Origin of the sequence: Rhizobium atlanticum, assembly GCF_030182485.1 — a bacterium.
Lineage (GTDB): Bacteria > Pseudomonadota > Alphaproteobacteria > Rhizobiales > Rhizobiaceae > Rhizobium.
The window spans coordinates 81,156-104,752 of record NZ_JAQJCJ010000009.1; the positions used below are offsets into that span (position 1 = coordinate 81,156).

The 23,597-nt window shown below is 60.5% G+C and carries 21 protein-coding genes, 1 tRNA gene and 1 pseudogene; 11 read left to right on the top strand and 12 right to left on the bottom strand.

Annotated features, from left to right (window positions below; all coding sequences use genetic code 11):
- Positions 1 to 99 precede the first annotated feature (99 nt).
- On the bottom strand, positions 100 to 759 hold the full coding sequence (locus tag PH551_RS14835) for a TetR/AcrR family transcriptional regulator (protein ID WP_285193552.1): 660 nt from the start codon (positions 757 to 759) through the stop codon (positions 100 to 102).
- A 237-nt stretch (positions 760 to 996) separates the two neighbouring features.
- Between PH551_RS14835 and map the strand changes: the two genes are divergently transcribed.
- The 7 genes and pseudogenes from map to PH551_RS14870 all read left to right on the top strand — a co-directional run bounded on the left by map (position 997) and on the right by PH551_RS14870 (position 8,606).
- Positions 997 to 1,833: a type I methionyl aminopeptidase gene (gene map / locus PH551_RS14840; protein ID WP_085777995.1), complete on the top strand. Its 837-nt coding sequence runs from the start codon at positions 997 to 999 to the stop codon at positions 1,831 to 1,833.
- A gap of 7 nt (positions 1,834 to 1,840) precedes the next feature.
- The gene (radC, locus tag PH551_RS14845; protein WP_285193553.1) at positions 1,841 to 2,665 is read left to right on the top strand and encodes a RadC family protein; all 825 of its coding nucleotides are present in this window, start codon (positions 1,841 to 1,843) and stop codon (positions 2,663 to 2,665) included.
- Positions 2,666 to 2,967: 302 nt separating this feature from the next.
- Positions 2,968 to 4,155, top strand: coding sequence for an alpha-hydroxy acid oxidase (locus PH551_RS14850; RefSeq protein WP_285193554.1), 1,188 nt, complete (start codon positions 2,968 to 2,970; stop codon positions 4,153 to 4,155).
- Positions 4,145 to 4,291 (top strand): annotated as a pseudogene (locus PH551_RS14855) (JAB domain-containing protein); the annotation flags it as partial. The gene PH551_RS14850 and the pseudogene PH551_RS14855, both read left to right, overlap by 11 nt.
- 118 nt (positions 4,292 to 4,409) lie before the next feature.
- Positions 4,410 to 5,816, top strand: coding sequence for a Si-specific NAD(P)(+) transhydrogenase (sthA, locus tag PH551_RS14860; RefSeq protein WP_285193555.1), 1,407 nt, complete (start codon positions 4,410 to 4,412; stop codon positions 5,814 to 5,816).
- Positions 5,817 to 5,871: 55 nt separating this feature from the next.
- Positions 5,872 to 6,675, top strand: coding sequence for an endonuclease/exonuclease/phosphatase family protein (locus PH551_RS14865; protein ID WP_285193556.1), 804 nt, complete (start codon positions 5,872 to 5,874; stop codon positions 6,673 to 6,675).
- Between the two features lie 161 nt (positions 6,676 to 6,836).
- Positions 6,837 to 8,606, top strand: coding sequence for a B12-binding domain-containing radical SAM protein (locus PH551_RS14870; RefSeq protein WP_285193557.1), 1,770 nt, complete (start codon positions 6,837 to 6,839; stop codon positions 8,604 to 8,606).
- A gap of 117 nt (positions 8,607 to 8,723) precedes the next feature.
- On the opposite strand, the gene PH551_RS14875 is transcribed toward PH551_RS14870, so the two are convergent.
- The 5 genes from PH551_RS14875 to PH551_RS14895 form a co-directional block, all read right to left on the bottom strand.
- Positions 8,724 to 9,146, bottom strand: a complete 423-nt coding sequence (locus PH551_RS14875) for a nuclear transport factor 2 family protein (RefSeq protein ID WP_285193665.1) — start codon at positions 9,144 to 9,146, stop codon at positions 8,724 to 8,726.
- Positions 9,147 to 9,371: 225 nt separating this feature from the next.
- The gene (tig, locus tag PH551_RS14880) at positions 9,372 to 10,856 is read right to left on the bottom strand and encodes a trigger factor (protein ID WP_285193558.1); all 1,485 of its coding nucleotides are present in this window, start codon (positions 10,854 to 10,856) and stop codon (positions 9,372 to 9,374) included.
- A gap of 181 nt (positions 10,857 to 11,037) precedes the next feature.
- Positions 11,038 to 11,122 (bottom strand) — tRNA-Leu (locus tag PH551_RS14885).
- A gap of 153 nt (positions 11,123 to 11,275) precedes the next feature.
- Complete coding sequence (locus tag PH551_RS14890; protein WP_285193560.1) at positions 11,276 to 11,866, bottom strand: GDYXXLXY domain-containing protein; 591 nt, start codon at positions 11,864 to 11,866, stop codon at positions 11,276 to 11,278.
- Positions 11,863 to 12,957, bottom strand: coding sequence for a DUF2157 domain-containing protein (locus PH551_RS14895; protein ID WP_285193562.1), 1,095 nt, complete (start codon positions 12,955 to 12,957; stop codon positions 11,863 to 11,865). Before PH551_RS14895 ends, PH551_RS14890 begins: the two co-directional genes overlap by 4 nt.
- 887 nt (positions 12,958 to 13,844) lie before the next feature.
- Here PH551_RS14895 and PH551_RS14900 point away from each other — a divergent pair.
- From PH551_RS14900 to trmFO, 3 genes are all read left to right on the top strand, one after another.
- Complete coding sequence (locus PH551_RS14900) at positions 13,845 to 13,991, top strand: DUF1127 domain-containing protein (RefSeq protein WP_004678838.1); 147 nt, start codon at positions 13,845 to 13,847, stop codon at positions 13,989 to 13,991.
- A 298-nt stretch (positions 13,992 to 14,289) separates the two neighbouring features.
- Positions 14,290 to 14,433 (top strand): DUF1127 domain-containing protein, encoded by a 144-nt coding sequence (locus PH551_RS14905; protein ID WP_085777942.1) that lies wholly within the window; start codon positions 14,290 to 14,292, stop codon positions 14,431 to 14,433.
- A gap of 105 nt (positions 14,434 to 14,538) precedes the next feature.
- Positions 14,539 to 15,972 (top strand): methylenetetrahydrofolate--tRNA-(uracil(54)-C(5))-methyltransferase (FADH(2)-oxidizing) TrmFO, encoded by a 1,434-nt coding sequence (trmFO, locus tag PH551_RS14910; protein WP_285193565.1) that lies wholly within the window; start codon positions 14,539 to 14,541, stop codon positions 15,970 to 15,972.
- Between the two features lie 9 nt (positions 15,973 to 15,981).
- Here the strand turns inward: trmFO and PH551_RS14915 are convergent, their stop codons facing one another.
- The 5 genes from PH551_RS14915 to yajC form a co-directional block, all read right to left on the bottom strand.
- Positions 15,982 to 16,449, bottom strand: coding sequence for a hypothetical protein (locus PH551_RS14915; RefSeq protein WP_285193566.1), 468 nt, complete (start codon positions 16,447 to 16,449; stop codon positions 15,982 to 15,984).
- Between the two features lie 71 nt (positions 16,450 to 16,520).
- Positions 16,521 to 17,378: a phytoene/squalene synthase family protein gene (locus PH551_RS14920; protein ID WP_285193567.1), complete on the bottom strand. Its 858-nt coding sequence runs from the start codon at positions 17,376 to 17,378 to the stop codon at positions 16,521 to 16,523.
- Between the two features lie 2 nt (positions 17,379 to 17,380).
- Positions 17,381 to 17,767 (bottom strand): Mth938-like domain-containing protein, encoded by a 387-nt coding sequence (locus tag PH551_RS14925; RefSeq protein ID WP_285193568.1) that lies wholly within the window; start codon positions 17,765 to 17,767, stop codon positions 17,381 to 17,383.
- A gap of 4 nt (positions 17,768 to 17,771) precedes the next feature.
- Positions 17,772 to 20,312, bottom strand: a complete 2,541-nt coding sequence (secDF, locus tag PH551_RS14930; protein ID WP_285193569.1) for a protein translocase subunit SecDF — start codon at positions 20,310 to 20,312, stop codon at positions 17,772 to 17,774.
- A gap of 45 nt (positions 20,313 to 20,357) precedes the next feature.
- On the bottom strand, positions 20,358 to 20,705 hold the full coding sequence (gene yajC, locus PH551_RS14935) for a preprotein translocase subunit YajC (RefSeq protein ID WP_064696006.1): 348 nt from the start codon (positions 20,703 to 20,705) through the stop codon (positions 20,358 to 20,360).
- Between the two features lie 205 nt (positions 20,706 to 20,910).
- On the opposite strand from yajC, the gene PH551_RS14940 reads away from it, so the two are divergent.
- Positions 20,911 to 21,783, top strand: coding sequence for an ATP-binding protein (locus tag PH551_RS14940; RefSeq protein ID WP_085780052.1), 873 nt, complete (start codon positions 20,911 to 20,913; stop codon positions 21,781 to 21,783).
- Positions 21,784 to 21,872: 89 nt separating this feature from the next.
- Here PH551_RS14940 and PH551_RS14945 read toward each other — a convergent pair whose 3' ends face one another.
- The gene (locus PH551_RS14945; protein ID WP_085777936.1) at positions 21,873 to 23,462 is read right to left on the bottom strand and encodes a peptidoglycan DD-metalloendopeptidase family protein; all 1,590 of its coding nucleotides are present in this window, start codon (positions 23,460 to 23,462) and stop codon (positions 21,873 to 21,875) included.
- Positions 23,463 to 23,597: the final 135 nt, after the last annotated feature.

Below are 23,597 nucleotides of genomic sequence, written 5' to 3' on the forward strand. Positions count from 1 at the left end.
TCTCTGCTCCCCGCCACACTGTCCGGTTAACCAGCCCCACGCAACGTAAACCATTCGTTAAGGTTAACGCCGCGCCGCCTCCCTGTGGATGAATGGGTGTCAACCGTAGACGCCGCGCACGAGACGCTTCAGTGCCGTCGCGGCCTTCTCCCAGTCCTTCGACGTCTTCAGCGACAGGCCTGCACACTGGCCGCCGGCTGCGCCGGAAAGCACGAGGTACTGAATCGCCGCGATCACGACGGCATTGACGGCTGCCGCATCCACGCCCTTCGGCGGCGCCAGTGAACCGCGCATGCGATCCAGCCAAAGGGCGAGAGCCTTCGAACGGGCCTCGGATAGCCGCCTCACCTGCTCGGTATTTTCCGATACTTCCCATGCAAGGATGCGGCGCATCAGCGGATCATCTCTCAAGGCGTCGAGCAGGAGAAGCGCCAGCCGCTCCATCAGATCGCCATAGGTGAGCATGAACATGCCGCCGGCATCTTCCGGAATGCGATCCTTCACCCATGTGCCGAGATCCGCGCCGATCGCCTCGACCAGGCCGTCAAGTCCGCCATAGTAGCGGTAGATCAGCTGCTTGTCGCAGCCGGCGCGGCGGGCGACCGCATTGATGCCGAAATTCTGGAAGCCCTCCTCCGCCAGCAGGCCCTTGGCGGCGGCAAGGATGGCGCGCTCGGTGGCGCCGCGATCGCGCACGCGCCGTTCCGGCTCCGCGCCGACCCCGGGCGAATTAGTAAGATTTTCAGCTTCATTCAGCACGACCGACCCTTCCCCACTGTCACCAATCGGTGAGTAGCGGGGAGACCCTATTCGATCAATCCTATCCCCTTGGGAAGATTGTGGATATTTCCTGCGGCACTCAGAATTCGGCGCCGAATGGCTGCTGAAGGCGGATCGAAACCTTCCAGAAATCTCGTCCCGACGGTTGATCGCGATGGACGAACCCGGCATAGCTGCATTATGAACAAATCTAACAATCTCCGCTAAGGCCCTGCAATGGTGAATTATATCGAAGCCTCCTCCGCGCCGCCGAAGAATACGGGCGCCATCCGGCTTTACGATGCGCAGGCATTCGAAGGCATGCGCAGGGCGTGCCAGCTGACCGCGCGCTGCCTCGATGCACTCGCCGATATCGTCAGGCCCGGCCTGCTTACCGACGAGATCGACCGATTCGTATTCGATTTCGGCATGGATCACGGCGCCTTTCCTGCGACGCTGAATTATCGCGGCTACACCAAATCCACCTGCACCTCGATCAACCACGTCGTCTGCCACGGCATTCCTAACGACAAGCCGCTGCGCGAAGGCGATATCGTCAATATCGACGTTACCTTCGTGCTCGACGGCTGGCATGGCGATTCGAGCCGCATGTATCCGGTCGGCACGATCAAGCGGGCAGCCGAGCGGCTGCTCGAGGTCACCTATGAATCCCTGATGCGCGGCATATCGGCCGTCAGGCCCGGCGCCCGCACCGGCGCGATCGGCGAGGCGATCCAGACCTATGCGGAGGCCGAGCGCTGTTCGGTGGTGCGTGATTTCTGCGGACACGGCGTCGGCCGGCTGTTCCACGATTCGCCGAATATCTTGCATTATGGCCGCGCCAATGAAGGACCGGAGCTGCGCGAAGGCATGATCTTCACCATCGAGCCGATGATCAATCTCGGCCGGCCGCATGTGAAGGTGCTTGCCGACGGCTGGACGGCCGTGACCCGCGACCGCTCGCTTTCGGCGCAGTATGAACACACGGTCGGCGTCACCGCCGAGGGCTGCGAAATCTTTACGTTGTCACCGGGTGGCCTCGACCGGCCCGGACTGCCGCCGCTTGCCAGGTAAAGATCTGATGGCGAAGCGGCCTGTTGCGACATCTTCCGACGACAAGCTGCCTTTCGAGACTGAAGAGCCTGTTGTCGACGAACGCTCGTTCTTCGGCGGCCGGCCGCGAAAACCAGCCGCGCCGAACGCCCGGACTGCCCTACCCGCCTCGCTTTCCGGGCCGGAACATTATCATGGTCATCGCGAGCGGCTGCGTGACCGCTTCCGCGAACTGGGCGATACGGCGCTTGCCGATTACGAAATCCTTGAACTCCTGCTTTTCCGGCTGATCCCGCGACGCGACACCAAGCCGGTCGCCAAGGCGCTCATCGAACGATTCGGCTCTCTCGCCGGCGTCTTTGGCGCGCCGGCGGCGCTACTGACGGAGGTGAAGGGCGTCGGCGAGAATGTCGCCCTCGACCTGAAACTGATCGCCACCGTCGCTCACCGGACCCTGAAGAGCGAGATCAGAAGCAAGCAGGTTCTCTCCTCCTGGTCCTCGGTCATTCAGTACTGCCATGCCGCCATGGCGCATGAAACACGAGAACAATTCCGCATTCTCTTCCTCGACAAGCGCAACGTGCTGATCGCTGATGAGGTGCAGGGCCGCGGTACGGTCGACCATACGCCGGTCTATCCGCGCGAGGTGGTCAAACGCGCGCTTGAGCTTTCGGCGACGGCGATCATCCTCGTGCACAACCACCCCTCCGGCGATCCGACGCCCTCGCGCGCCGATATCGACATGACGAAGGTGATCGTCGAGGCAGCCAAAGCGCTCGACATCACCGTCCACGACCACATCATCATCGGCAAGGACGGCCATGTCAGCCTGAAGGGGCTGAAGTTGATGTGATCCCGCCGCCTTGAGACGTGACTACATAACCGCCGCCCGAGCTTGCCACCCCGGGCCCGCGCGAATGCCCTCACCGTCATGGCGAGACCTGTCATGATTCCACCGGTGGTCCAATCAGCGCTCTGCTGCTGACGCCGATGCTCGTTCTGCCGTCGATCCGGAGAGGTCGCAGGCAAGCATCTGAGGCAAGCGAAGACTGCGGAAAGCTTCAGTTGACAGCGGTCGCCGGCGCGGATTCTATGCAATCCTGCGCCGCCACTCTGAATAATACCCGCCCGCAAATGCCGAGAAGATAAAGCTTCATGACGATCTCCAGCGGTAACACTGATCGATCGACCCGGCTCTGCCGCGATGCGCTCTGCCTCGATGACTTTGAAATGAGGGCACGGCGGCATCTGCCGAAGCCTCTGTTCGGTTATATCGCCGGCGCGACCGAGACCAATGCGTCGCTGCGGCATAACGCAGAGGCCTTCAAGGCCTATGCCTTTCGGCCTCGTGTACTTCGGGACGTCTCGGGGCGCGGCACTGAGACGAGCCTCTTCGGCAAAACCTATGCCGCACCGTTCGGCATTGCGCCGATGGGGATCAGCGCGCTGATGGCCTACCGGGGGGACATTGTGCTCGCGCAAGGAGCGGACCAATCGGGAATCCCGATGATTATAAGCGGTTCGTCACTCATCCCCCTGGAAGAGATCGCGGCGGTTTCGCCACAAGCATGGTTTCAGGCCTATCTCCCCGGCGAACCCGACCGTATCGACGCTCTCATCGATCGGGTCGCTGCGGCCGGCATCGCTACACTGCTGCTGACCGTGGATACGGCCACGCTGCCCAATCGGGAAAATAATGTAAGGGCGGGGTTTTCGACGCCTTTGCGTCCCGGACTCCGCTTGGCATGGCAGGGCATCTCGCATCCCCGCTGGACAACCGGCACATTCATGCGCACGATCGTTCGGCACGGCATTCCGCATTTTGAGAATTCCTATGCCACAAGAGGCGCGCCGATCATCTCTTCGAACGTCACGCGCGATTTCGGCAAGCGTGACCATCTCAATTGGAGCCACTTGGAGCGGATACGCAAGCGGTGGTCCGGCAAGCTCGTGGTCAAGGGGATCATGCATCCTGAAGACGCGGCACGGGCTGCAGATACCGGGGCGGATGGGGTGATCGTCTCCAATCATGGCGGCCGTCAGCTCGACGGCACCGCGTCTCCCCTTCAGGTCCTGCCGGAGATTGCTGCACGTGTTGGAGACAGTATTGCCGTCATGATCGACGGCGGCATCAGGCGTGGAACGGATATCATGAAGGCCCTTGCGCTTGGGGCCTGTTTCGTGTTCGTGGGCAGGCCGTTCCTTTATGCTGCAGCCGTCGCGGGCCTACCGGGTGTGCTCAGAGCGGCGGATATCCTGAAGACGGAACTGCATAGCAATATGGCGTTACTCGGGGTCACTGGGGTGAGCGATATTTCCACGGATTACATCATCCGGGCATGAACAACCGTCGCGCGCTGACCTCGATATGGCGGAGGGGATCATCGACGCGGCGAAGCCACTTGATATCACTGTCCACGGCCACATCATCATCCGCAAGGACGGCCATGCAAGCCTGAAAGGGCTGAAGCTGATCTGAAAAGCACAGGTCCGGCTGAATCGGCAGCCGTAAAACAATCTGTAACATTGACCGGCTACCGATAGAGGAGCGACATTTTTGTCGCAAATGATTCCATTTTCCAATCCGAGGCTAGAGGATGTTTCAGTACGATCTCGTTGTGGTGGGTAGCGGTCCCGCAGGGCGCCGCGGCGCGATCCAGGCTGCGAAACTCGGTAAGAAAGTGCTTGTCATCGAACAGGGCAAGCGCGTCGGCGGCGTGTCCGTCCATACCGGCACCATTCCTTCGAAGACGCTGCGCGAGACCGCGCTCAATCTCTCCGGCTGGCGCGAGCGCGGCTTCTACGGGCGATCCTACCGCGTCAAGCAGGAGATCAGTGCGGAAGATCTGCGTCGCCGCCTGCTGATTACCCTCAACCATGAAGTGGAAGTGCTCGAGCATCAGTTCGCCCGCAACCGTGTCCACCACATGCGCGGCAAGGCGAGTTTCATCGATTCCACCACCTTGCAAGTCATCAAGGACGATGGCGAAGCCCTGACGGTCAGCGGCGCCAGTATTCTGCTTGCCGTGGGCACGAAGCCTTTCCGGCCGGACTATATGCCGTTCGATGGCAAGACCGTGCTCGACAGCGACGAGTTGCTTGATATCGAAGAACTGCCGCGCACCATGGTCGTCATCGGCGCCGGCGTTATCGGCATCGAATATGCGACGATCTTCTCGGCGCTTGATACTGCCGTGACCGTGATCGATCCGAAGTCGACCATGCTCGACTTCATCGACAAGGAAATCGTCGAGGATTTCACCTATCAGCTGCGTGACCGCAATATGAAGCTGCTGCTCGGCACGAAGGCCGAGAAGGTCGAGCGGCTAGATAGCGGCAAGGTCCAGCTGACACTCGACAACGGCCGTCATCTCGTGACCGACATGGTGCTCTTCGCCGCCGGACGCATGGGAGCGACCGACGCGCTGAACCTTCCCGCCATTGGACTGGAGGCCGACAGCCGTGGCCGTCTCAAGGTCAATCCGGAGACCTTCCAGACATCGGTTGCCAACGTCTACGCCGCCGGCGACGTGGTCGGCTTTCCAAGCCTTGCCTCGACCTCGATGGAACAAGGCCGCATCGCCGCGCGCGTGGCGATCGGCGCGGTCGCCAAGGAGCCGCAGAAATACTTCCCCTACGGCATCTATGCGGTGCCGGAGATCTCGACCTGCGGCCTGACCGAAGAGGAAATGAAGGAGCGCGGCATCGCCTATGAATGCGGCATTGCCCGCTTCCGCGAAACCTCGCGCGGCCATATCATGGGCCTCGATACCGGGCTTCTGAAGCTGATCTTCTCGCTGAAGACCCGCCGACTGCTCGGCGTGCATATCGTCGGCGAAGGCGCCACCGAGCTGGTGCACATCGGTCAGGCGGTGCTCAATCTGAAAGGCACGGTCGAATATTTTGTCGAAAACACCTTCAACTATCCGACGCTCGCCGAAGCCTACAAGATCGCCGGCCTCGACGCCTGGAACAGGATGGGCGACATCAAATCGGAACTCTGAAAGCCCGACGGCGGCGCCACCATCTGATTCCGCCAACTAAGATGGAGCCGAGAGCTTGCGCATCATTTCGCTGAATGCATGGGGCGGCCGACTGCACGAGGCCCTGATCGCCTATGTCAAGCAGGTCGATCCTGATGTGCTGTGCCTGCAGGAAGTGCTGCGGGCGCCGAATGCGGATAGCGGATGGTCGATATACCGAGATGCGGGGCTGGAACTGCCGCAGCGTGCCAATCTATTTTACGAGATCAGCGCCGCCCTGCCCGGCCACGACGCCTTCTTCTGCCCGACATCGCGAGGTGAGCTTTTCGATGACGACGCCGCCATTGTCGCGGAATTCGGGTTGGCGACCTTCGTCCGCAAATCGCATTCTATTATCGCCGAGGGGCTGGACTTCGTGCATGGCAGTTTTTCCGCCGATGGCTGGGGTCAACATCCAAGACCACGAAACGCCCATTGCGTCCGCCTCTTCAGCCATGAGCAGAGCCGCAGCGTGACGATCGCCCATATGCATGGCCTGCGCGATCCCGCCGGCAAAGGCGATACGGCAGCGCGCCAGGAGCAGGCTGCAGCGCTGGTCAGGCTCATCGAGCGAGTCTGGCCCGGCGACGAAGGGCTCGTGGTCTGCGGCGACTTCAACGTTTTGCCTGAGAGCGCAACCTTTGCGATTCTCGCTGGACTCGGGCTTTCCGACCTCGTCACTGGAAACGGCCTTGTCGACACACGAACCTCCTACTATCTGAAGCAGGGCCGCTTTGCCGACTACATGCTGGTGACACCGGGGGTGAACATTGCCAAATTCGAAGTGGTCGAAGCGCCCGAGGTCTCCGACCACCGCGCATTGCTGCTCGATATGGGGTAGTATATTGAAGATTGATACGCTGCGCGGAGCGTTTCGCGCGCAGCGCCGTTTTTTAGGTCTTGGTTCGAACCCTCATAAGTCGCATTGATAGGCCATGCATGATATGTGTCTTCAACTCCATTTTGCCTCCGGCAAAAGCTTCTGAAGAAAGATAGATACTCTTGTCCCATGTCGTGGAAGCTGCGCGCCGACGTTTTCAGCTGGTCCTGATCAAGCCGTCGCATTATGACGACGACGGCTACGTCATCCGCTGGTGGCGGGCGATGATCCCATCCAATTCGCTCGCGGCTCTCTACGGCATCGCCGCCGAATGCGCCGAGCGCAAGGTGCTCGGGCCTGATACCGCGATCGACATTACCGTCATCGACGAGACCAATACACGGATCGGTGTCGCCGGGCTGCTCGCCCAGTTCAAGCGCCATGACAATTTCGGCATGATCGCGCTTGTCGGCGTCCAAACCAACCAGTATCCGCGTGCCCTCGATATCGCCCGGCCGTTCCGCGCTGCCGGCCTGCCGGTCTCAATGGGCGGGTTCCATGTTTCCGGCTGCCTGTCGATGCTCGACGGCAAAGCGGTCGGGCTCGATGCCTGCCGCGAGATGGGCATCTCGATGTTTGCCGGCGAAGCAGAGGGGCGGCTCGACATGGTGCTGCGCGATGCCGCCGCCGGCGAGCTGAAGCCGCTTTATAATTTCATGAACGACCTTCCCGGCATCGGCGGCACGCCGGTTCCTTTCTTGCCGAAGGACAATATCCAGCGCACGCTCGGCCTCAGCACCAGCTTCGACGCCGGACGCGGCTGTCCCTACCAGTGCTCGTTCTGCACCATCATCAACGTGCAGGGTCGAAAATCGCGTTTCCGCTCGGCCGACGACGTCGAAAAGCTCGTGCGGATGAACTGGGCGCAGGGCATCCACAAGTTCTTCATCACCGACGACAATTTCGCCCGAAACAAGGATTGGGAAGCGATCTTCGACCGGCTGATCGAGCTCAAGGAGCGGGATGGCATTCCGCTCGGCCTGATGATCCAGGTCGATACGCTCTGCCACAAGATCCCCAATTTCATTGAAAAATCCAAGCGCGCCGGCGTCACCCGTGTCTTCATCGGCCTCGAAAACGTCAATCCGGATAATCTGACGGCCGCCAAGAAGAACCAGAACAAGATCACCGAGTACCGCAAGATGCTGCTCGCCTGGAAAGCACAGGGCATCATGACGCTTGCCGGCTATATCCTGGGCTTCCCCGCCGACACGCCGGAATCGATCCGCCGTGACATCGCCATCATCCAGGAAGAGCTGCCGCTCGACGTCATCGAATTCTTCATCCTGACGCCGCTGCCCGGCTCCGAGGACCATCAGGTGCTGTGGAAGAAGGGCGTGGAAATGAATGGCGACCTCAATATCTACGATGTCGAGCATGTCTGCACCGCCCATCCCAAGATGAGCAAGCAGGAATGGGAAGACATCTACCATGAGGCCTGGTCGCTCTATTATTCGCCTGCTCATATGAAGACGCTGCTGCGCCGCGCCGTGGCCACCGGGGTGCCGCTGGCAAGGCTCGTCAAGGTTCTCGTCTCCTTCGCAACCACGGTGCCGCTGGAAAACGTGCATCCGTTGCAGAGCGGCCTCTTGCGCCTGAAGACGCCGTCGGAGCGGCGTCCTGAACTCCCGCGCGAACATCCGCTCGTCTTTTGGCCGCGCTTTGCGTGGGAAACCCTCCGCAAACATGCTTCGCTCGCCGGCACGATCATTGGCCTGACGATCTCGGCGTTCCTGATTTCGAGGGACGCGAAATCGAAGAGCTATATGGATCAGGCGCTGACGCCGGTCGCCGATGACGAAGAAGAAACGCTCCACCTCTTCACCCAGACATCAGGCGGCGCCGCAGCCGTCAGCCATGTCAGGAAAGTCGCGCAACTGACGGGGCATTGAGCGGAAGTTCTTGCAATAGCGGCCGACTCCCCGCCGGCCGACATCAAGGCGAAGCTTGGAGGCTGCGACTTTGATTCGGCTGAAGCGCGTCGCGACCTCCCAGAGACGCGCCACGCTCTATGCAATTTGGATCATCCGGCTCGTCTCGGCCACTTGTAGCGTGTCGACGAATTCGACGATCTTGACCGGTTTGCCATCCTGGAAATGGATCTTGTCGACGAATTCCGTAGAGAAGGTTGCCCCCGACGGGATGTGTCTGACCTCGCCTTCACGATGGGCAAAGACCATCTGCTCGTCCTCATCCACATAGATGCCGGTCGTCCTGACCTTGGATAGATCCCATGCCGTGATAAGCTGCGTTATCGTTTGGCGAAAGTTGTGCCCGCTCGATTCGATCGTCAAAGGCGCCAGCCGTGCATTGCCGACCATGCGAAAGGTACAACCCTCGCCGAGCAGCGCAAGCGTACCCTCGATGTCGCCACGACCACGCACAGAATAGATTTCCTCTACCAGCGTCTTCATGTCATTCTTTGCGGTCATTTTCAGGTCCTCCATTACCCAACGCTCTTGGTTTTTATGCATGTTGATCCCGGGCAACATGCGCCAGTAAAATCTGCGCCGGCTTGCAGCTTGCTCAACTATTTGTTGTGCCAGCAAAGATAACACCATGCCGGAGAGGGCGTCGAGTACCCCGTCCGGATGACCCGAAAAGAAAAAGCCCCGCACGATGGCGGGGCCTTTCCAAGTTTCAGAACTGAAAGGCGATTATTCGGCGCTTTCGTCAGCCGCCTTCTTCTTCGGTGCAGCCTTCTTCTTCGGCGCGGCTTCTTCGCCTTCACCGGCGTCGGCAGCTTCGGCCTTGGCGGCAGCCTTCTTCTTCGGCGCGGCCTTCTTGGTCTCGGCCTTCGTCTCGCCTTCTTCCTCGGCGAGCAGTTCTTCCTTCGTCACCTTCTTGTCGGTGACGTCGATTTCGGTCAGCAGGTGATCGATGACCTTCTCTTCGAAGATCGGGGCGCGGATCGAAGCGGCGGCGCCCGGCTGGCTGCGGAAGAATTCGAGGATCTGCTTTTCCTGACCGGGATATTGGCGCAGCTGATCGTAGATCGCGCGCTGCATCTCGTCTTCGGTGACTTCGACGCCGGCCTTTTCGCCGATTTCGGAAAGAACGAGACCGAGGCGAACGCGACGCTCGGCGAGCGTCTTGTATTCCTCACGCGCCTTCTCTTCGGTCGTGTCTTCGTCCTCGAAGGTCTTGCCCGATTGAGCAAGATCGTTGTTCACCTGGCTCCAGATGCCGTTGTACTCGGCATCGACGAGCGAAGCCGGGGTCTCGAACTTGTACATCTCGTCGAGCTGATCGAGGATCTGGCGCTTCAGCTTCTGGCGGGTCAGCGAGCCGTACTGCGATTCGATCTGGCCACGGACGATCTCCTTCAGGCGATCGGCAGATTCGATGCCGAGCTTGGAAGCGAGTTCGTCGTTGATTTCGACAGCGCCGGGGGCTGCGACGTCCTTGACCGTGATGTCGAAAGTCGCTTCCTTGCCGGCAAGGTTCTTGGCCGGATAGTCGGCCGGGAAGGTGACGGTGATGGTCTTCTCTTCACCGGCCTTGACGCCGACGAGCTGGTCTTCGAAGCCCGGGATGAAGCGGCCGGAGCCGATCACCAGTTCGGCGCCCTGGTCAGTGCCGCCCTCGAAGGCTTCGCCGTCGACCTTGCCGACATAATCCATGGTGACGCGGTCGCCGTTTGCGGCCTTGCCGGTCTTGCTCTCGTAGGAGCGGGCGCTTTCGGCGACCTTCAGGACCTGCTCGTTGACTTCCTCATCCGAGATATCGATGACTTCGCGCGTAACCTTGATGCCCCTGACGGACTTAAGCTCAATCGGCGGCAGCACTTCGTAGGACAGCGTGAATTCGAAATCCTGCTGGGCGGTGAGAATCTTGTCGGCCTCGTCCTTGTCCTCAGTCATGGCGATTTCCGGCTGCGTGGCCGACTTCTCGCCGCGGCTGGACAGGATAGCGGCGGGCTGCTCGCGGACGATCTCGTTGACGAGATCGGCCATGATCGACTTGCCGTAAACCTTCTTCAGGTGAGCAGCGGGGACCTTGCCCGGACGGAAGCCGTTGATGCGGACCTTGTCCTTCACATCGGCAAGACGCTCATTCATCTTGTCTTCCATGTCCTTGGCCGGGATAACGACCTTGATTTCGCGCTTCAGCCCTTCAGCGAGCGTTTCGATAACCTGCATGTCTTCCTACCTTCATGTCGTGGCGGCCGTGCCCAGACGCCGTTCGTTTCGATGAGCACGACGCCGGCAGCGTGCCGCGCGTGGCTTTTCCCAATTCCTGCATCATTCCACCCAAGGGGGAACGGCACTCGCTTCCGGGTATCGGGGATAACTAACTTCTTAGTCGCCCCTGCAAACAGCCTGGTGCGGGTAGAGAGACTTGAACTCCCACGCCTTGCGGCACCAGAACCTAAATCTGGCGTGTCTACCAATTTCACCATACCCGCGTTCACAGAACCGCATGCCTATGCCTGCGCATGAGGCCTTCCGGAGCGCGGCGTCTCTATATCACCCGATTTGGTCGAGGCAAAGGAAAAATGAACGTCCAATGACAGGCTATTCAGGGCCTAAAAGCCGCCCTGTCCCGAAGGCTCCGGAGATCAGTAAAGCGGTTCGTCGTAAACCGCCTTGCCGTCGACGAGCAGGCTGCGAATCTGCGCGCTTCCATCCGGCGAGACCCGCACCGCTATGGCGACGTTGCCATCGTTGCGGGCCTCCTCGATCGGTTTGCCCTGACCTTCCGGAACATAATAGCGCTCGATGCCGTATTCGACCCGGATGCTGTCGCCCGCGGCCATCCCGCCGCTATAGAAAGGCTTGCTGCGCAGGATCACCGTCTCCGGCTGCGGCGGCAGCGCCTGGAAAGACGATTCGCTCACCGTCCAGAAACCGTCCGCCTGCTTCTTCAACCGGACCCACAGCATGCGTTCGCCGGGTTCGGCGGGAATACCGCCGGAGACCGTCTGCACTGGCACGCTGGATATGTCGTAATTCAACACGACATAATCGCCGCGCAGGAAATCCCGTGGGTCGACCGGGGCGGTTTTCAGCAGGACCTCAGCGCCGCTGCTGAGGATCGATGCACGGCTCTGGATGATCGTGCCGAGGATCACGGTCTGCAAGCCGGCGACGATGATCGCCGAAACGAGATATCCCTTGCCGGACTGCAGCCTAGCCATCAACGAGCTCATGCGCGCGCCTCCCGTGAAAAGCGGCGTTCGAGACGGATGACAATCCAGGCGACAAGCGCCACCACGAGACCGGAGAACAGGAAGAGGCTCGACGTGCCGAGGATCGAGCCGACGGTGACGGAGGCGAGATAGAGCATCTCCGCGGCAAAGGTCGTATAGGCGAGATAACGCACCGCGCCGTTATCCCTGCCCTGCAGAGCGATCGCCAGCACGGCAGCGGCGAGCGTCGCCACCCCGAGCACCACCAGCCGCCAGCCTTGCTCGATCTCGATATGCAGCAGCAGCAAGCCAATGACGGCGATGAGGAAGCTGTATAAAGCCGGCGCTGCGCCGGCACTCCTGACGAGGGAAGCGATACGGGGGTGCGGCAAGGCTGTCAGCGCGAACACCGCCATGCCGCCGATCGCGAAGGCCAGCGCCACCGCGATCTCCTCATAAAGAGTATAGAGCCAGGCGAGCCAGCCGATCAACAGCAGATAGGCGAGATGACGGGCGCGCTCGGCACCGGTGTAACGCACTAGCGCGACTGTGATCACCGCCATGACCGGCGCCATCCAGGGATCAAATCCGATCCAATGCGTGTCGTTGTTCTCAAGATAGACGGCGAAGGACGCCCACGAGAGAAAGCCCGCGACGACGACGACCGCGCCCGAGCGGAACAGGATCGCCGAGATCGTCGCAATCGCGAACCAGAGATACATCACGGTTTGCTCGTCGCCGGAGAGATGATACATCTGCCCGACCAGCGAAATCGCGCCACCGAAGCTCACCGCGCCGATGACCAGCAGCCCGCTTGCTGCCGCTGTCGCACCTCGGGCAAACATGGAGGCGGCGGCAATGTGCACAGCCCAGATCAGCGCGAGAATTGCGCCGACCCGGACGAGCCGCGGAATGGCCTCCCAGTTGGACGCGACGACCAGCAGGACGGCAGCAGCAAGCAGCACCGCCGCCAGCGCCATCAGCACTCGACCCAGGCTGAAACTTGCCGGACGGTTGTCATATTCGGTGAGAAGCTTGGCCGCCGTTTCCTGTCCAATCAGGCCCTTGCCCACCCAGAGCGAGAGATCCCGCTCCAATCTGCCGCGATACATACCTCCACCCCTCATTTCCGTGTCGCTCGCTCCGGCGCTACGGCTTCCATCGTTATAGCCGCAGCAAGCGGCTTCGCAAACGCCCGTCGCGGCGACAAATATGCAAATTCCTCAGTGGTCTAATTTGGGTCAGATGTTAACCGGGCGCTAACGTCGCAACTGCTAATATGAACATATGAAAGACAGACATGCGGTTTACGCATACCCCTTATGTATTTATTGCACTGCAAAATATCAATTAGTCATACTATTTACCGCTCTATCGAAGCACGGGGATGGCGCCCCGGCCCGGTCTTCCGGATGCCCACGGACGCTTTGTTCGTGATGAGATTCGCAGCCGCGCACTCCTCCTCCCAAGCGCGCTGTGATAGACTGGCAACACTCCTCCTCCCAGTTGCCAGTCAATATAATGCGCCCGCCGGATCCTCCCCCGGCGGGCGTCCTCTTTGTACGATCGCATTGATATAATTCAAGAACTTAACGGCATCCGAGCTGCGGCGCTGCCACCAAAGCGAGATACTCGAAGTCCCCGTTGCGTGAAGCTGCGGGACCCCATCGCGATCCATCGCTTTGCCATTGGCATTGAGACGAATGAACAGCCGGTCGATTCAGCGCGAAACGCCAACGGACTGATCGTCAGCGGGGCGGCTTTGTTTCATCGAAACGCGAGTGAGCGGGAGAAAAGGCGGAATTCTCCAGCAATTATTTTGCCTATTCGTTGACCAGAATGCGGTAAGATTATGTAAAGCATTGCACAGCTCGCATGGGTGACTTGAAAACTTGGCTGTTTTCGTTCTTCGCGACGCAACATATATTCCGGCCATCAAATAGAGGTCAGCGCCGGTCGGTGGCCGCTGGCAGATCAAACCCTAGGAAAGGGGCTTAACATGAACATCACTCGCTCTTTCAACAACTGGCGCAAGTATCGTCAGACCGTCACGGAACTCGGTCGCATGACCAACCGCGAATTGCATGACCTCGGCATTGACCGTTCGGACATCCATCGCGTCGCTCGCGAAGCTTCTTCTCGCTAATTCAAGGCGATCGCTACTTCCTCCAAGCAGATCGCAAATGATTGAAACGCCCGCTGCACCGCAGCGGGCGTTTTCTTTTGCAAACAATGCACTTCCGCTCCGGTTGCGACCTTCCCCGTTCTTTCGTCCGCTTAAAAAATATTCACCGCTCAAATTGCGAGCATCATCGTGCACAATTGCATGGCAGACGCCTCTTATTTGCACTGCACAATGCGACCGATATCGCCTATATAAACATCAACCGCAGAGAGACAGGCGATCCCGCCGTCCCGCGGATATTTGTTCGAGGAAGAAGACAATGAACCCGATCCGTATTGCAAAAAGCTGGCTCAGCTATCGTCGTACAATCAACGAACTCGGCAGCCTGTCGAACCAGACCCTGTCTGATATCGGTGTCAGCCGCTACGACATCCGCAACATCGCATCCCGCTCTTTCCGTTAATCGCGGGTCTCGCAACGGGCACGATGTTTCAAGACGGCGCCATTATGGGCGCCGTTTTTGATTCCGGGTGTTGGATCGCACCTGCCGACATGATATCAGCCCGGAATGAACACGATCTCCTCCTACTCCCCTATCCACGTCGTCGGCGGCGGGCTTGCCGGTTCGGAAGCCGCGTGGCAGATCGCCAGTGTGGGCGTACCCGTCATTCTGCATGAGATGCGCGGCGTGCGCGGCACGGATGCGCACAAGACCGACGGTCTTGCCGAACTCGTCTGCTCCAATTCCTTCCGTTCCGACGATGCGACCAGCAATGCCGTCGGCGTCATCCATGCGGAAATGCGCATGGCGGGGTCGCTGATCATGGCCGCGGCCGACCGCCACCAGGTACCGGCCGGCGGCGCGCTCGCCGTCGATCGCGACGGCTTCTCCGAGGCAGTCACCAAGGCAATCCACGACCATCCGCTCATCACCGTCGTGCGCGAAGAGATCACCGGCCTGCCGCCGCGTGAGTGGGATCTAGCCATCGTCGCCACCGGACCGCTGACGGCGCCGTCGCTCGCAGCCGCGATACAGGCGGAGACCGGTGAGGATTCGCTTGCTTTCTTCGACGCCATTGCGCCGATCGTCTACCGCGACAGCATCGACATGGATATCTGCTGGTATCAGTCGCGCTACGACAAGATCGGCCCCGGCGGCACCGGCAAGGACTACATCAACTGCCCGATGGACGAAGCGCAATACAATGCCTTCGTCGACGCGTTGATCGCAGGCGACACGGTCGGTTTCAAGGAATGGGAAGGCACCCCCTATTTCGACGGCTGCCTGCCGATCGAGGTCATGGCCGAACGCGGCCGCGAGACACTGCGCCACGGGCCGATGAAGCCGATGGGTTTGACGAACGCGCATAACCCGACCGTCAAGGCCTATGCCGTCGTGCAGCTGCGGCAGGACAATGCGCTCGGCACCCTCTACAACATGGTCGGCTTTCAGACGAAGCTGAAATACGGCGCACAGGCGGAAATCTTCCGGATGATTCCGGGTCTTCAAAATGCGGAATTTGCCCGGCTCGGCGGCCTGCACCGCAATACCTACATCAATTCCCCCACCCTGCTCGATCCGTCGCTGACGCTGAAATCACGGCCGGGCCTGCGTTTTGCCGGCCAGATCACCGGCTGCGAGGGGTATGTAGAAAGCGCCAGCGTCGGGCTGATGGCCGGGCGTTTCGCCGCCGCCGAACGCAAGGGTGAGGCAATCTCGCTGCCGCCGGCGACGACGGCACTTGGTTCGCTGCTCGGTCATATCACCGGCGGGCATATCGTCACCGACGAGGAGCCGGGCAAGCGATCGTTCCAGCCGATGAATATCAATTTCGGGCTGTTTCCCGAACTCGAGCCGGGCTCGATCGTCAAGCCCGAGGGCTTCAAGCGCTTTCGCGGCAAGGACAAAACGATCATGAAACGGCAGTTGATCGCACGTCGCGCGCTTGCCGACTGCGCTGCCTGGCTCGGCCAGACGCCGACCTTTGCCGAAAGTGCCTAAGCAGCTGTTCTACTGCTTGTTGGCCGCGGAAATACTGTCGGATGGCAGATCCTTATCCGGCTCGGCGATGTAATTGCCGAGCAGCCAGAGCGCCACTTCGGAAGCCTCCTTCGGCGAGGCAAACTCGAATTTGCCGTTGTGGCTGGGGGCATCGAAAAATTCGATCGCCAACCCCCTGCCCGTCTCCGTGCTCACGGCACGCACACGGCCGGGCTCGATCAGATGGCAGGAGAAATGGCGTGCCATGTTGCGCATGAGGCCGGCCTTGTTGTCGTGCAGGCGCACGAAGATCGCCTGCCCGTTTTCCGTCGCCTGCAGCTGGCGGATCGCCTCGTTGGGAAAGGCGCGGCCGAACTCGATGATGGCCAGACCCGTGTCGTGCAAACTGTCTTCCTTGTTTTGCGCGGCCATGCGTGTGGCTGCAAAAGCAAAGAAGATGACGATGGCGAAAAGGACGCACCAGACGATAATGCCCACGCCGAGTCTCCGTTCAAAGCATAGTGGTGAAGGCGTTATAGCGCGCGAGACTTGCGCGAATTTGAACGATATCAGATTTTCCGACGACCCGCTGACAGCGCCATTCTGAGCTGGCGGCGCCATTGCGGCGGCTGCAGCGGCCGGTCGAACAGGAGAGAACCCTGCCTCTGCGCCTTGAGGAGCACCGGTTCGGCCAAAGTCGCGGGAAGGAAAGCAGGGAAGACGGCTGACGCAATCGATCCTGCCCCTCTCGCCTTTGCCAGATGCTCAAGGCCCAGCCTGGCGAAGGCCTCGATGGCAGCGGAGATGCGCGATCGGTCTTCGCCGGCGAGGAAGGCGTCGCGGTCGAGCCCGGTGGCGGAAAGGATCTGCAGGGGAATATAGAGCTGGCCGCGGCGGCGATGCAGCGGCATCAGCAGCAACAGCCCGGCAATCGCCTGTGCGACGCCGGCATGGCCGGCGGCATCCGCCGATCGCGGTGCCTCCTCCGGCGAAAGCACGAGGCTTGCGAGCTGGATCAGCGCGGAGGCCGTTTCGCCGGCATAACCTTCGAGCGAGACCCGCGTCTCCATCGGATCGTCATAAAGGTCGAAAGTGCGGGCGTCGATCATGTCGACCAGCGTCTTGCGCGGCAGGCGATGGGTTTCGATCGCCGTCAGAAGTGCCGCGGCGACGGGATTGGCTGCCGTCGAGCCATGCGCGCTGCCTTCCAGCAGGTCGCGCCAATATTGCATGCGCACTTCGCCAGGCAGCGGCTCGTGCACCAGATCGCGGATGCGGGCAAGCTCCGCATTGAACGCGTAAAGGGCCGCCAGCGCGCCGCGCTTCTCCTGCGGCGACAGGAGACAGGCGAGATAACGGTCGCGATCGTTGTCGCGCAGCATCGCCAGGCAGATGTCCTGGTTCGTCGCTAGTTTCGCATCAGCCATCGTCAGACCGCAATCAATGCCGCTGCGACGGCGCGCTGCTCCGACAGCATGATGTTGAAGGTACGTACCGCGGCACCCGTGCTCATCGGATCGGAAGAAATGCCGCGCGCCTTCAGCACTTGTTTCAATTCATCGGGCAGACGGCGAAGCTCGGTTCCGGTGCCGACGAGCAGAACCTCGATATCGGCGGCCTCATCAAGCACACGGCGGAAGTTTTCAGGCGTCAGCGGCTTCGATACGTCCATGTCCCAGCCGTAAATACCGGAGGGCAGGCAAAGGATCGAGCCGCGATGCGACATGTCGGCAAAACGGAAACCGCCATTGCCGTAGGTGTCGATCGGAGCCCGGCCAGGAAAATGCGCCGCGCGGATTTCTATGCCTTTTGCCATGTTTTCACACCACCGTGCCGGATTTTACACCAGCATCCGTCTTGTTGCTCTCTTCGCCGTCGGGAACCTCCGGCCGCAGCCGGAAGACGATCAACACGGGAGCCGCGATATAGATCGAAGAGAAAGTGCCGAGCGCGACTCCGAAGAGCATCGCAAAGGAAAAGGAGCGAATGACGTCGCCGCCGAACAGATAGAGCGCGAGCAGCGCAAGCAGTGTCGTCGCCGCCGTCAGGACAGTGCGCGACAATGTCTGGTTGATCGAGGCATCGATCAGGATCGGCAGCGGCATCTTCCTGTATCGTACGAGATTCTCGCGCATCCGGTCATAGACGACGACCGTGTCGTTCAAGGAGTAGCCGACGATGGTCAGTACGGCGGCAATGCTCGTCAAGTTGAACTCGATGCCGGTCAGCACGAAAAGCCCGAGCATGATGATGACATCGTGCAGCGTGGCAATAATGGCGCCAATGGCGAACTGCCATTCAAAACGGATCCATATGTAGATCAGGATCGCCGCGAGTGCGGCTGCGACACCAAGCGTCGCCATCGTCGTCAATTCGCCCGAAATGGCGGGGCCGACGACCTCGACGCGGCGGAAATCATAGTCTGCCTCGAGTTCGCCGCGCACCAGCGTCGCCGCTGATTGCTCGGCGTTCTCGCCGCCCCCTTGGGAGGCGATGCGGATGCGCGCGTTCGACGGCCCGCCCGTACGCTCGACGCTGACCTCGCCAATATTGAGATCGTCAAGGCGTGATTTAAGATCAGCGATGTCGGCATTGCCCTGTTTGGCCGTCACCTCGATGAGAGAGCCGCCCGTGAAATCGATGCCGAGCTGCAGGCCAACGGTGGCAAAGGCCGCCATGGCGATCAGCGAGATCACTGCCGAGGCCGTGAAGACGTAACGGCGGATCCCCATGAAACGCACATTGGCGTGCTCGAAAAGCTGCGCGAGAACGCTCTTCGGCAGATGCCTGGGATGGCGCGCTTTCAGCCAGGCGGCAACGATCGAGCGTGTCACCGTAAAAGCCATGATGACTGTCGTCAGAATGCCGACCGCGAGCGTCACCGCGAAACCGCGAATGGACTCGCTGCCGAGAAACAGAAGGATGATTGCGGCGATAAAGATCGTGACATTCGCGTCGACGATCGTTGCGAAGGCGCGCGAGAAGCCGCGGCCGACGGCCTGTGCAAAGGAGGAGCTGGTTCTTTCCTCTTCGCGGATGCGCTCATAGATCAGCACGTTGGAATCGACCGCCATGCCGACGATAAGCACGATGCCGGCAATACCAGGCAAAGTCAGCGTGGCGCCGGCAAGGCTGAGTGCAGCGACGATGAAGATCAGATTGAAGAAGAGCGAGACGACGGCGATGGCGCCGAGAATACGGTAGAGTGCGATCATCAGCGCTGCGACCAGTACGACGGCGACGAGACCGGCAACCAGGCCGGAGAATATGGAATCGGCGCCGAAGCTTGGGCTGACGCTGCGCTCCTCGACGCTGGTCAACGTCGCCGGCATGGCCCCGGCGCGCAGCATTACCGCAAGGTCGCGAACGCCATCCTCGGAGAAATTCGCCGAAATCCGGCCCTCGCCGCCAGTGATCGCCGCATCGATGACCGGCGCAGCCATCACCTGATCGTCAAAGACGATGGCAAGGTGCTTGCCGATATTTTGCGCTGTCGCCTGCGCCAGCCGCTGCGTGCCCTCCGCATCGAGGCGATAGTCAATCAAGGTATCCTGCGTCTGCGGATCGACGACAGGCTCGATATCGACCATGTTGCTGCCGGTGACGAATGCCGTGCGGTCGACGAGATAGGGAACAGGTGGATCGTCGATCGAATAGAGCACCTGCGAGCTGGCCGGCCAGCGGCCGTTCAGCGCCTCCTGTCCCGACATGCTTTCGTCGAGCAGATGAAAGGAAAGCTTTGCCGGCTGGTTCAGAATATTCTTCAGCCGCTCCGCATCGACGAATCCCAGCACCTGCACGACGATCCGGTCGTCGCCATCGGGGCGAACCTGAAAGTCTTTATAGCCGAAGCCAGCGATGCGGCGGCCGACGATATCGAGCGACCGGCTGCGGGCCGAGGCAATGTCGGCGGTGATGCCGGCATCGGATATCTGCAGTGAGAGCTGCCCTTCCTCGCCCTGCCGCAGCGCAAGGCCGGTGCCTGAATGTTCGTCACCTGATGTCAGAGGCTTCAGAAGATCGACCGCCTTTTTCGTCTCTGCCGGATCGGTAATCCGGACAGTGACAGTCTGGCCGTTGCCGGTCAGCCCGGTATAGCGGATGCCGGCAACTCTCAGCGCCTTGCGCACATTCGCGACCGTCTCTTCCAACCGATCTTTGACAATATCGGAACGCTCGACCTTCAGAACGATGTGCGAACCGCCCTGCAGGTCAAGACCGAGTGTCACGTGGTCCCTTTGCCACCATCCCGGCAGAGAAGAGCGCTGCGCCTCGCTCAGGAGATTGGGCGCAGCAACGACGACGGCCGCAAATGCAACCAGCCAAATCAGAAGTGTTTTCAAGCGGGAAAAATGCAACATTCTCTCGACGATCTTCCGATCCGGCGGTTCCGCCGTTATCGCTTGTTACGCCGCGTCGGCCTTGACAGGCTCACCCTTGACGCGAACGTCAGAAATGCCGCTGCGGACGATGCGCACGCGAACACCTTCGGCAATCTCGACCTCGACTTCCTTATCGTCGACGACCTTCGTCACCTTGCCGACGAGACCACCGCCGGTCACGATCTGGTCGCCACGGCGGATCGCCTTCAGAGTTTCCTCACGCTTCTTGGCCTGCGCGCGCTGCGGCCGGATCAGCAGAAAATACCAGACGACCATCAGCGGCACGAACAGGATGATCATTTCGAAACCGGAACCGCCGAATCCTGTTGCGGTATCGGTCGCAGTCTGGGCGAATGCCGGGGTGATGAACATGCTAAACTCCTCAGGCTTCTATGGCGGAACTCCGCCTGCTTTTCAGGTTGCCGGACTATAGTTGCAGCTTGGATGAATGCAACAGAAACAGCCGGGAACAGTACCGATTCCGCTGCCTCATAACCTTTCCGCTGGCAAAACGCCATGGTAGGCGGCATCGAAAGATCAAAGCGGCTTGCCGCAGCGAGAAATCAGGAGGCCCATGATGACCGAGGAAATCAACACCGCCCTGCTTGCCGAACTGAAAAGGCTCGCTGACGCCGTGCAGCGGCTGGCCGGACCAGCACCTGCCGTCAACGATTGGAATGCGGCCGACTGTTTCGTCTGGGCACCGTCGCGTCAGTATCTGCAGCCGGTGAAGAAGCCGAACCGGGTGGCGCTGAAACTCATCCGCGGTGTCGACCACGTGCGCGACATCCTGCATGAGAATACGGTGCGGTTCGCCGAGGGTTATGCGGCCAACAACGTGCTTCTCTGGGGCGCGCGCGGCATGGGCAAATCCTCGCTTGTCAAGGCCGTGCATGAGGATGTCAGGCGCGAGAGCGGCGTGCCGCTGAAGCTGGTCGAGGTTCATCGCGAGGATATTGCGAGCCTGCCCAACCTGCTCGACCTGCTGAAGGACACGCCGTACCGTGTGATCGTCTTCTGCGATGACCTCTCCTTCGATCACGACGACACCGCCTACAAGTCACTGAAGGCGGCACTCGATGGCGGGGTCGAAGGGCGGCCCGACAATGTGCTCTTTTATGCAACGTCAAATCGGCGCCATCTTCTGCCGCGTCACATGATGGAAAACGAACAGTCGACGGCGATCAATCCATCGGAGGCCGTCGAGGAAAAGGTTTCGCTGTCCGACCGCTTCGGTCTTTGGCTCGGCTTTCACAAATGCAGCCAGGAAGACTATCTCGGCATGATTGACGGCTATGCCGATCACTTCAAGCTCGGTCTCGACCGTGACAAGATGCATGCCGAGGCGCTGGAATGGGCAACGACACGCGGTGCGCGCTCCGGCCGCGTGGCCTGGCAATATATCCAGGATCTGGCCGGACGTATGCGCGTTCATATCGGCCGGGCGTAGGCGCCTCTCCCGAAACGGAATTGACGAGATCTAAAAATGACAAAAGCCCGGCTGGCGGCCGGGCTTTTGTGCTCCCTGGTACGCTATACCTATTCCAGGAAAGTCATCGGATTGACCGGCGAGGCGTCCTTGCGGACCTCGAAATGGACCTGCGGCTGCTTGACATCGCCGCTCATGCCGGAGACGGCGACGGTCTGCCCGCGTTGAATCTTCTGACCACGGGTGACGCTCAGCGTGTCGGCGTTGCCGTAGACGGTGACGGTGCCGTCGTCATGACGGACGAGTACTGTATTGCCGAGCTCTTTCAGGCCGTTACCGGCATAAATAACGACGCCGTTTTCCGCGGCTTTGATCGGCGTGCCCTGCGGTACCGAGATATCGATGCCGTCATTGCGGTTGCCGTTGACGTTGGCGCCGTAGGCGGCAATCACCTGACCGCGGACCGGCCAGCGATATTTGCCGATGCCGGTCGATTCCGGTGCGTCGGAGCTAACGTCGGACTTCTTCTCGACATCGTCAACGGACTGGGTGGCGACCGGCGCCTTGTAAGGCGCGGGCTGAACGGAGGCGGTTTGTTGGGCGGGCGCCGGATCAGCCGGCTTCGACTCGACCTTCTCAGCCGGGATCGATGCGGTCTTGACAGTATCTGCACTGCCATTCGGAAGCTTCAGGGCCTGTCCGACACGCAGCGAATTCGCCGAAAGATTGTTGGCGGCCTTGAGATCGTCGATGTTGGTGCCTGTCGCCTTTGCGATCTTCGCCAGCGAATCGCCCTGCTTGACGACATAGCTGCCGCCCGGTGTCTTCGGGTCCTTGCCGGCGCCAACCGGAACCTTGCCGGTGGGATCGGCGCTCGCCATGGTCTTGTCCCGGGCGGAATTGGCGCCGGGGACAACAGCGACCTTCTGTTCCGGTGCCTTGGCCGGGTCCGGCATATTGCCGGGCTTGGAAAGATCGGCCGCCTGCGAAGCCGCCTTGACGGCATTGCCGCCATTCAAAGTCGGGATCAGGATTGCCTGGCCAGGCTTAGCGGCAGAAGCCATCTTCAGATTATTGACGCGCAGGATTTCCTTTTCCGGAACGCCAAAGCGCCGCGACAACGTCGCAATGCTCTCACCCGGGCGCAGCGTGACGGAAGGCGCGTTGGTCGCGGACCAGCCGGAAACCTTCGGCGTCGTGCCCGTCGTCAAAGAATCGGGCGTCGGCTTCGGGGCAGCGGGCGCTACGAGCCGCTGCTTATCAAGCTGCGCCGAAGCGGGGAACGGCTGGGCAAGCGCGACTTCCTTTTCCCGCTGGCGGGACGGCGCCGCGGCCGTCGGAGCGGCGAGATCGGAACGCTGTATCGAGACCGGCGAGGAAGCCATGCGCGCGCTCGACGTGCGCACCGGCTCGTAACTCTGACGCGCTGGATAGGGCTGATTCAGCGTATTATTGCCGCCGCCGTAACCGGACTGACTGGCAACGGCGGAACCGCCGAGATCGGCGCGCGGCACCGGATCGCCTTGCTGACCGCTGGGCGGAATGGAACTGGTGGTAATCTGATCCCGCCCCGAGGAGGAAAACAAGCCGCCGAACCGTGTCACATCGGAACTGCAGCCTGTTGCGGTACTCGCCAGCAGGCCAACAATCAGGAGATTACCGGCCGACTTACTGAACTTCGGCGAAAGACTGAAACGCATTGACTCGACCCACTGAGAACGCAACCATTTGTGAGTCTATTAAAACGCGTTAGTGTTACCACGCGGTTAAGAGGCTGGAATCAGTGCGATATTTTTGAGAAGTTGATAACCATAGCTTACGGGTGAAAAATCGCA

Coding starts and splice junctions, on each gene's coding strand:
- map (WP_085777995.1), top strand. CDS start 997: ATGGTGAATTATATCGAAGCCTCCTCCGCGCCGCCGAAGAATACGGGC.
- radC (WP_285193553.1), top strand. CDS start 1,841: ATGGCGAAGCGGCCTGTTGCGACATCTTCCGACGACAAGCTGCCTTTC.
- PH551_RS14850 (WP_285193554.1), top strand. CDS start 2,968: ATGACGATCTCCAGCGGTAACACTGATCGATCGACCCGGCTCTGCCGC.
- sthA (WP_285193555.1), top strand. CDS start 4,410: ATGTTTCAGTACGATCTCGTTGTGGTGGGTAGCGGTCCCGCAGGGCGC.
- PH551_RS14875 (WP_285193665.1), bottom strand. CDS start 9,146: ATGACCGCAAAGAATGACATGAAGACGCTGGTAGAGGAAATCTATTCT.
- tig (WP_285193558.1), bottom strand. CDS start 10,856: ATGCAGGTTATCGAAACGCTCGCTGAAGGGCTGAAGCGCGAAATCAAG.
- PH551_RS14890 (WP_285193560.1), bottom strand. CDS start 11,866: ATGAGCTCGTTGATGGCTAGGCTGCAGTCCGGCAAGGGATATCTCGTT.
- PH551_RS14895 (WP_285193562.1), bottom strand. CDS start 12,957: ATGTATCGCGGCAGATTGGAGCGGGATCTCTCGCTCTGGGTGGGCAAG.
- PH551_RS14900 (WP_004678838.1), top strand. CDS start 13,845: ATGAACATCACTCGCTCTTTCAACAACTGGCGCAAGTATCGTCAGACC.
- PH551_RS14905 (WP_085777942.1), top strand. CDS start 14,290: ATGAACCCGATCCGTATTGCAAAAAGCTGGCTCAGCTATCGTCGTACA.
- trmFO (WP_285193565.1), top strand. CDS start 14,539: ATGAACACGATCTCCTCCTACTCCCCTATCCACGTCGTCGGCGGCGGG.
- PH551_RS14920 (WP_285193567.1), bottom strand. CDS start 17,378: ATGGCTGATGCGAAACTAGCGACGAACCAGGACATCTGCCTGGCGATG.
- PH551_RS14925 (WP_285193568.1), bottom strand. CDS start 17,767: ATGGCAAAAGGCATAGAAATCCGCGCGGCGCATTTTCCTGGCCGGGCT.
- secDF (WP_285193569.1), bottom strand. CDS start 20,312: ATGTTGCATTTTTCCCGCTTGAAAACACTTCTGATTTGGCTGGTTGCA.
- yajC (WP_064696006.1), bottom strand. CDS start 20,705: ATGTTCATCACCCCGGCATTCGCCCAGACTGCGACCGATACCGCAACA.
- PH551_RS14940 (WP_085780052.1), top strand. CDS start 20,911: ATGACCGAGGAAATCAACACCGCCCTGCTTGCCGAACTGAAAAGGCTC.
- PH551_RS14945 (WP_085777936.1), bottom strand. CDS start 23,462: ATGCGTTTCAGTCTTTCGCCGAAGTTCAGTAAGTCGGCCGGTAATCTC.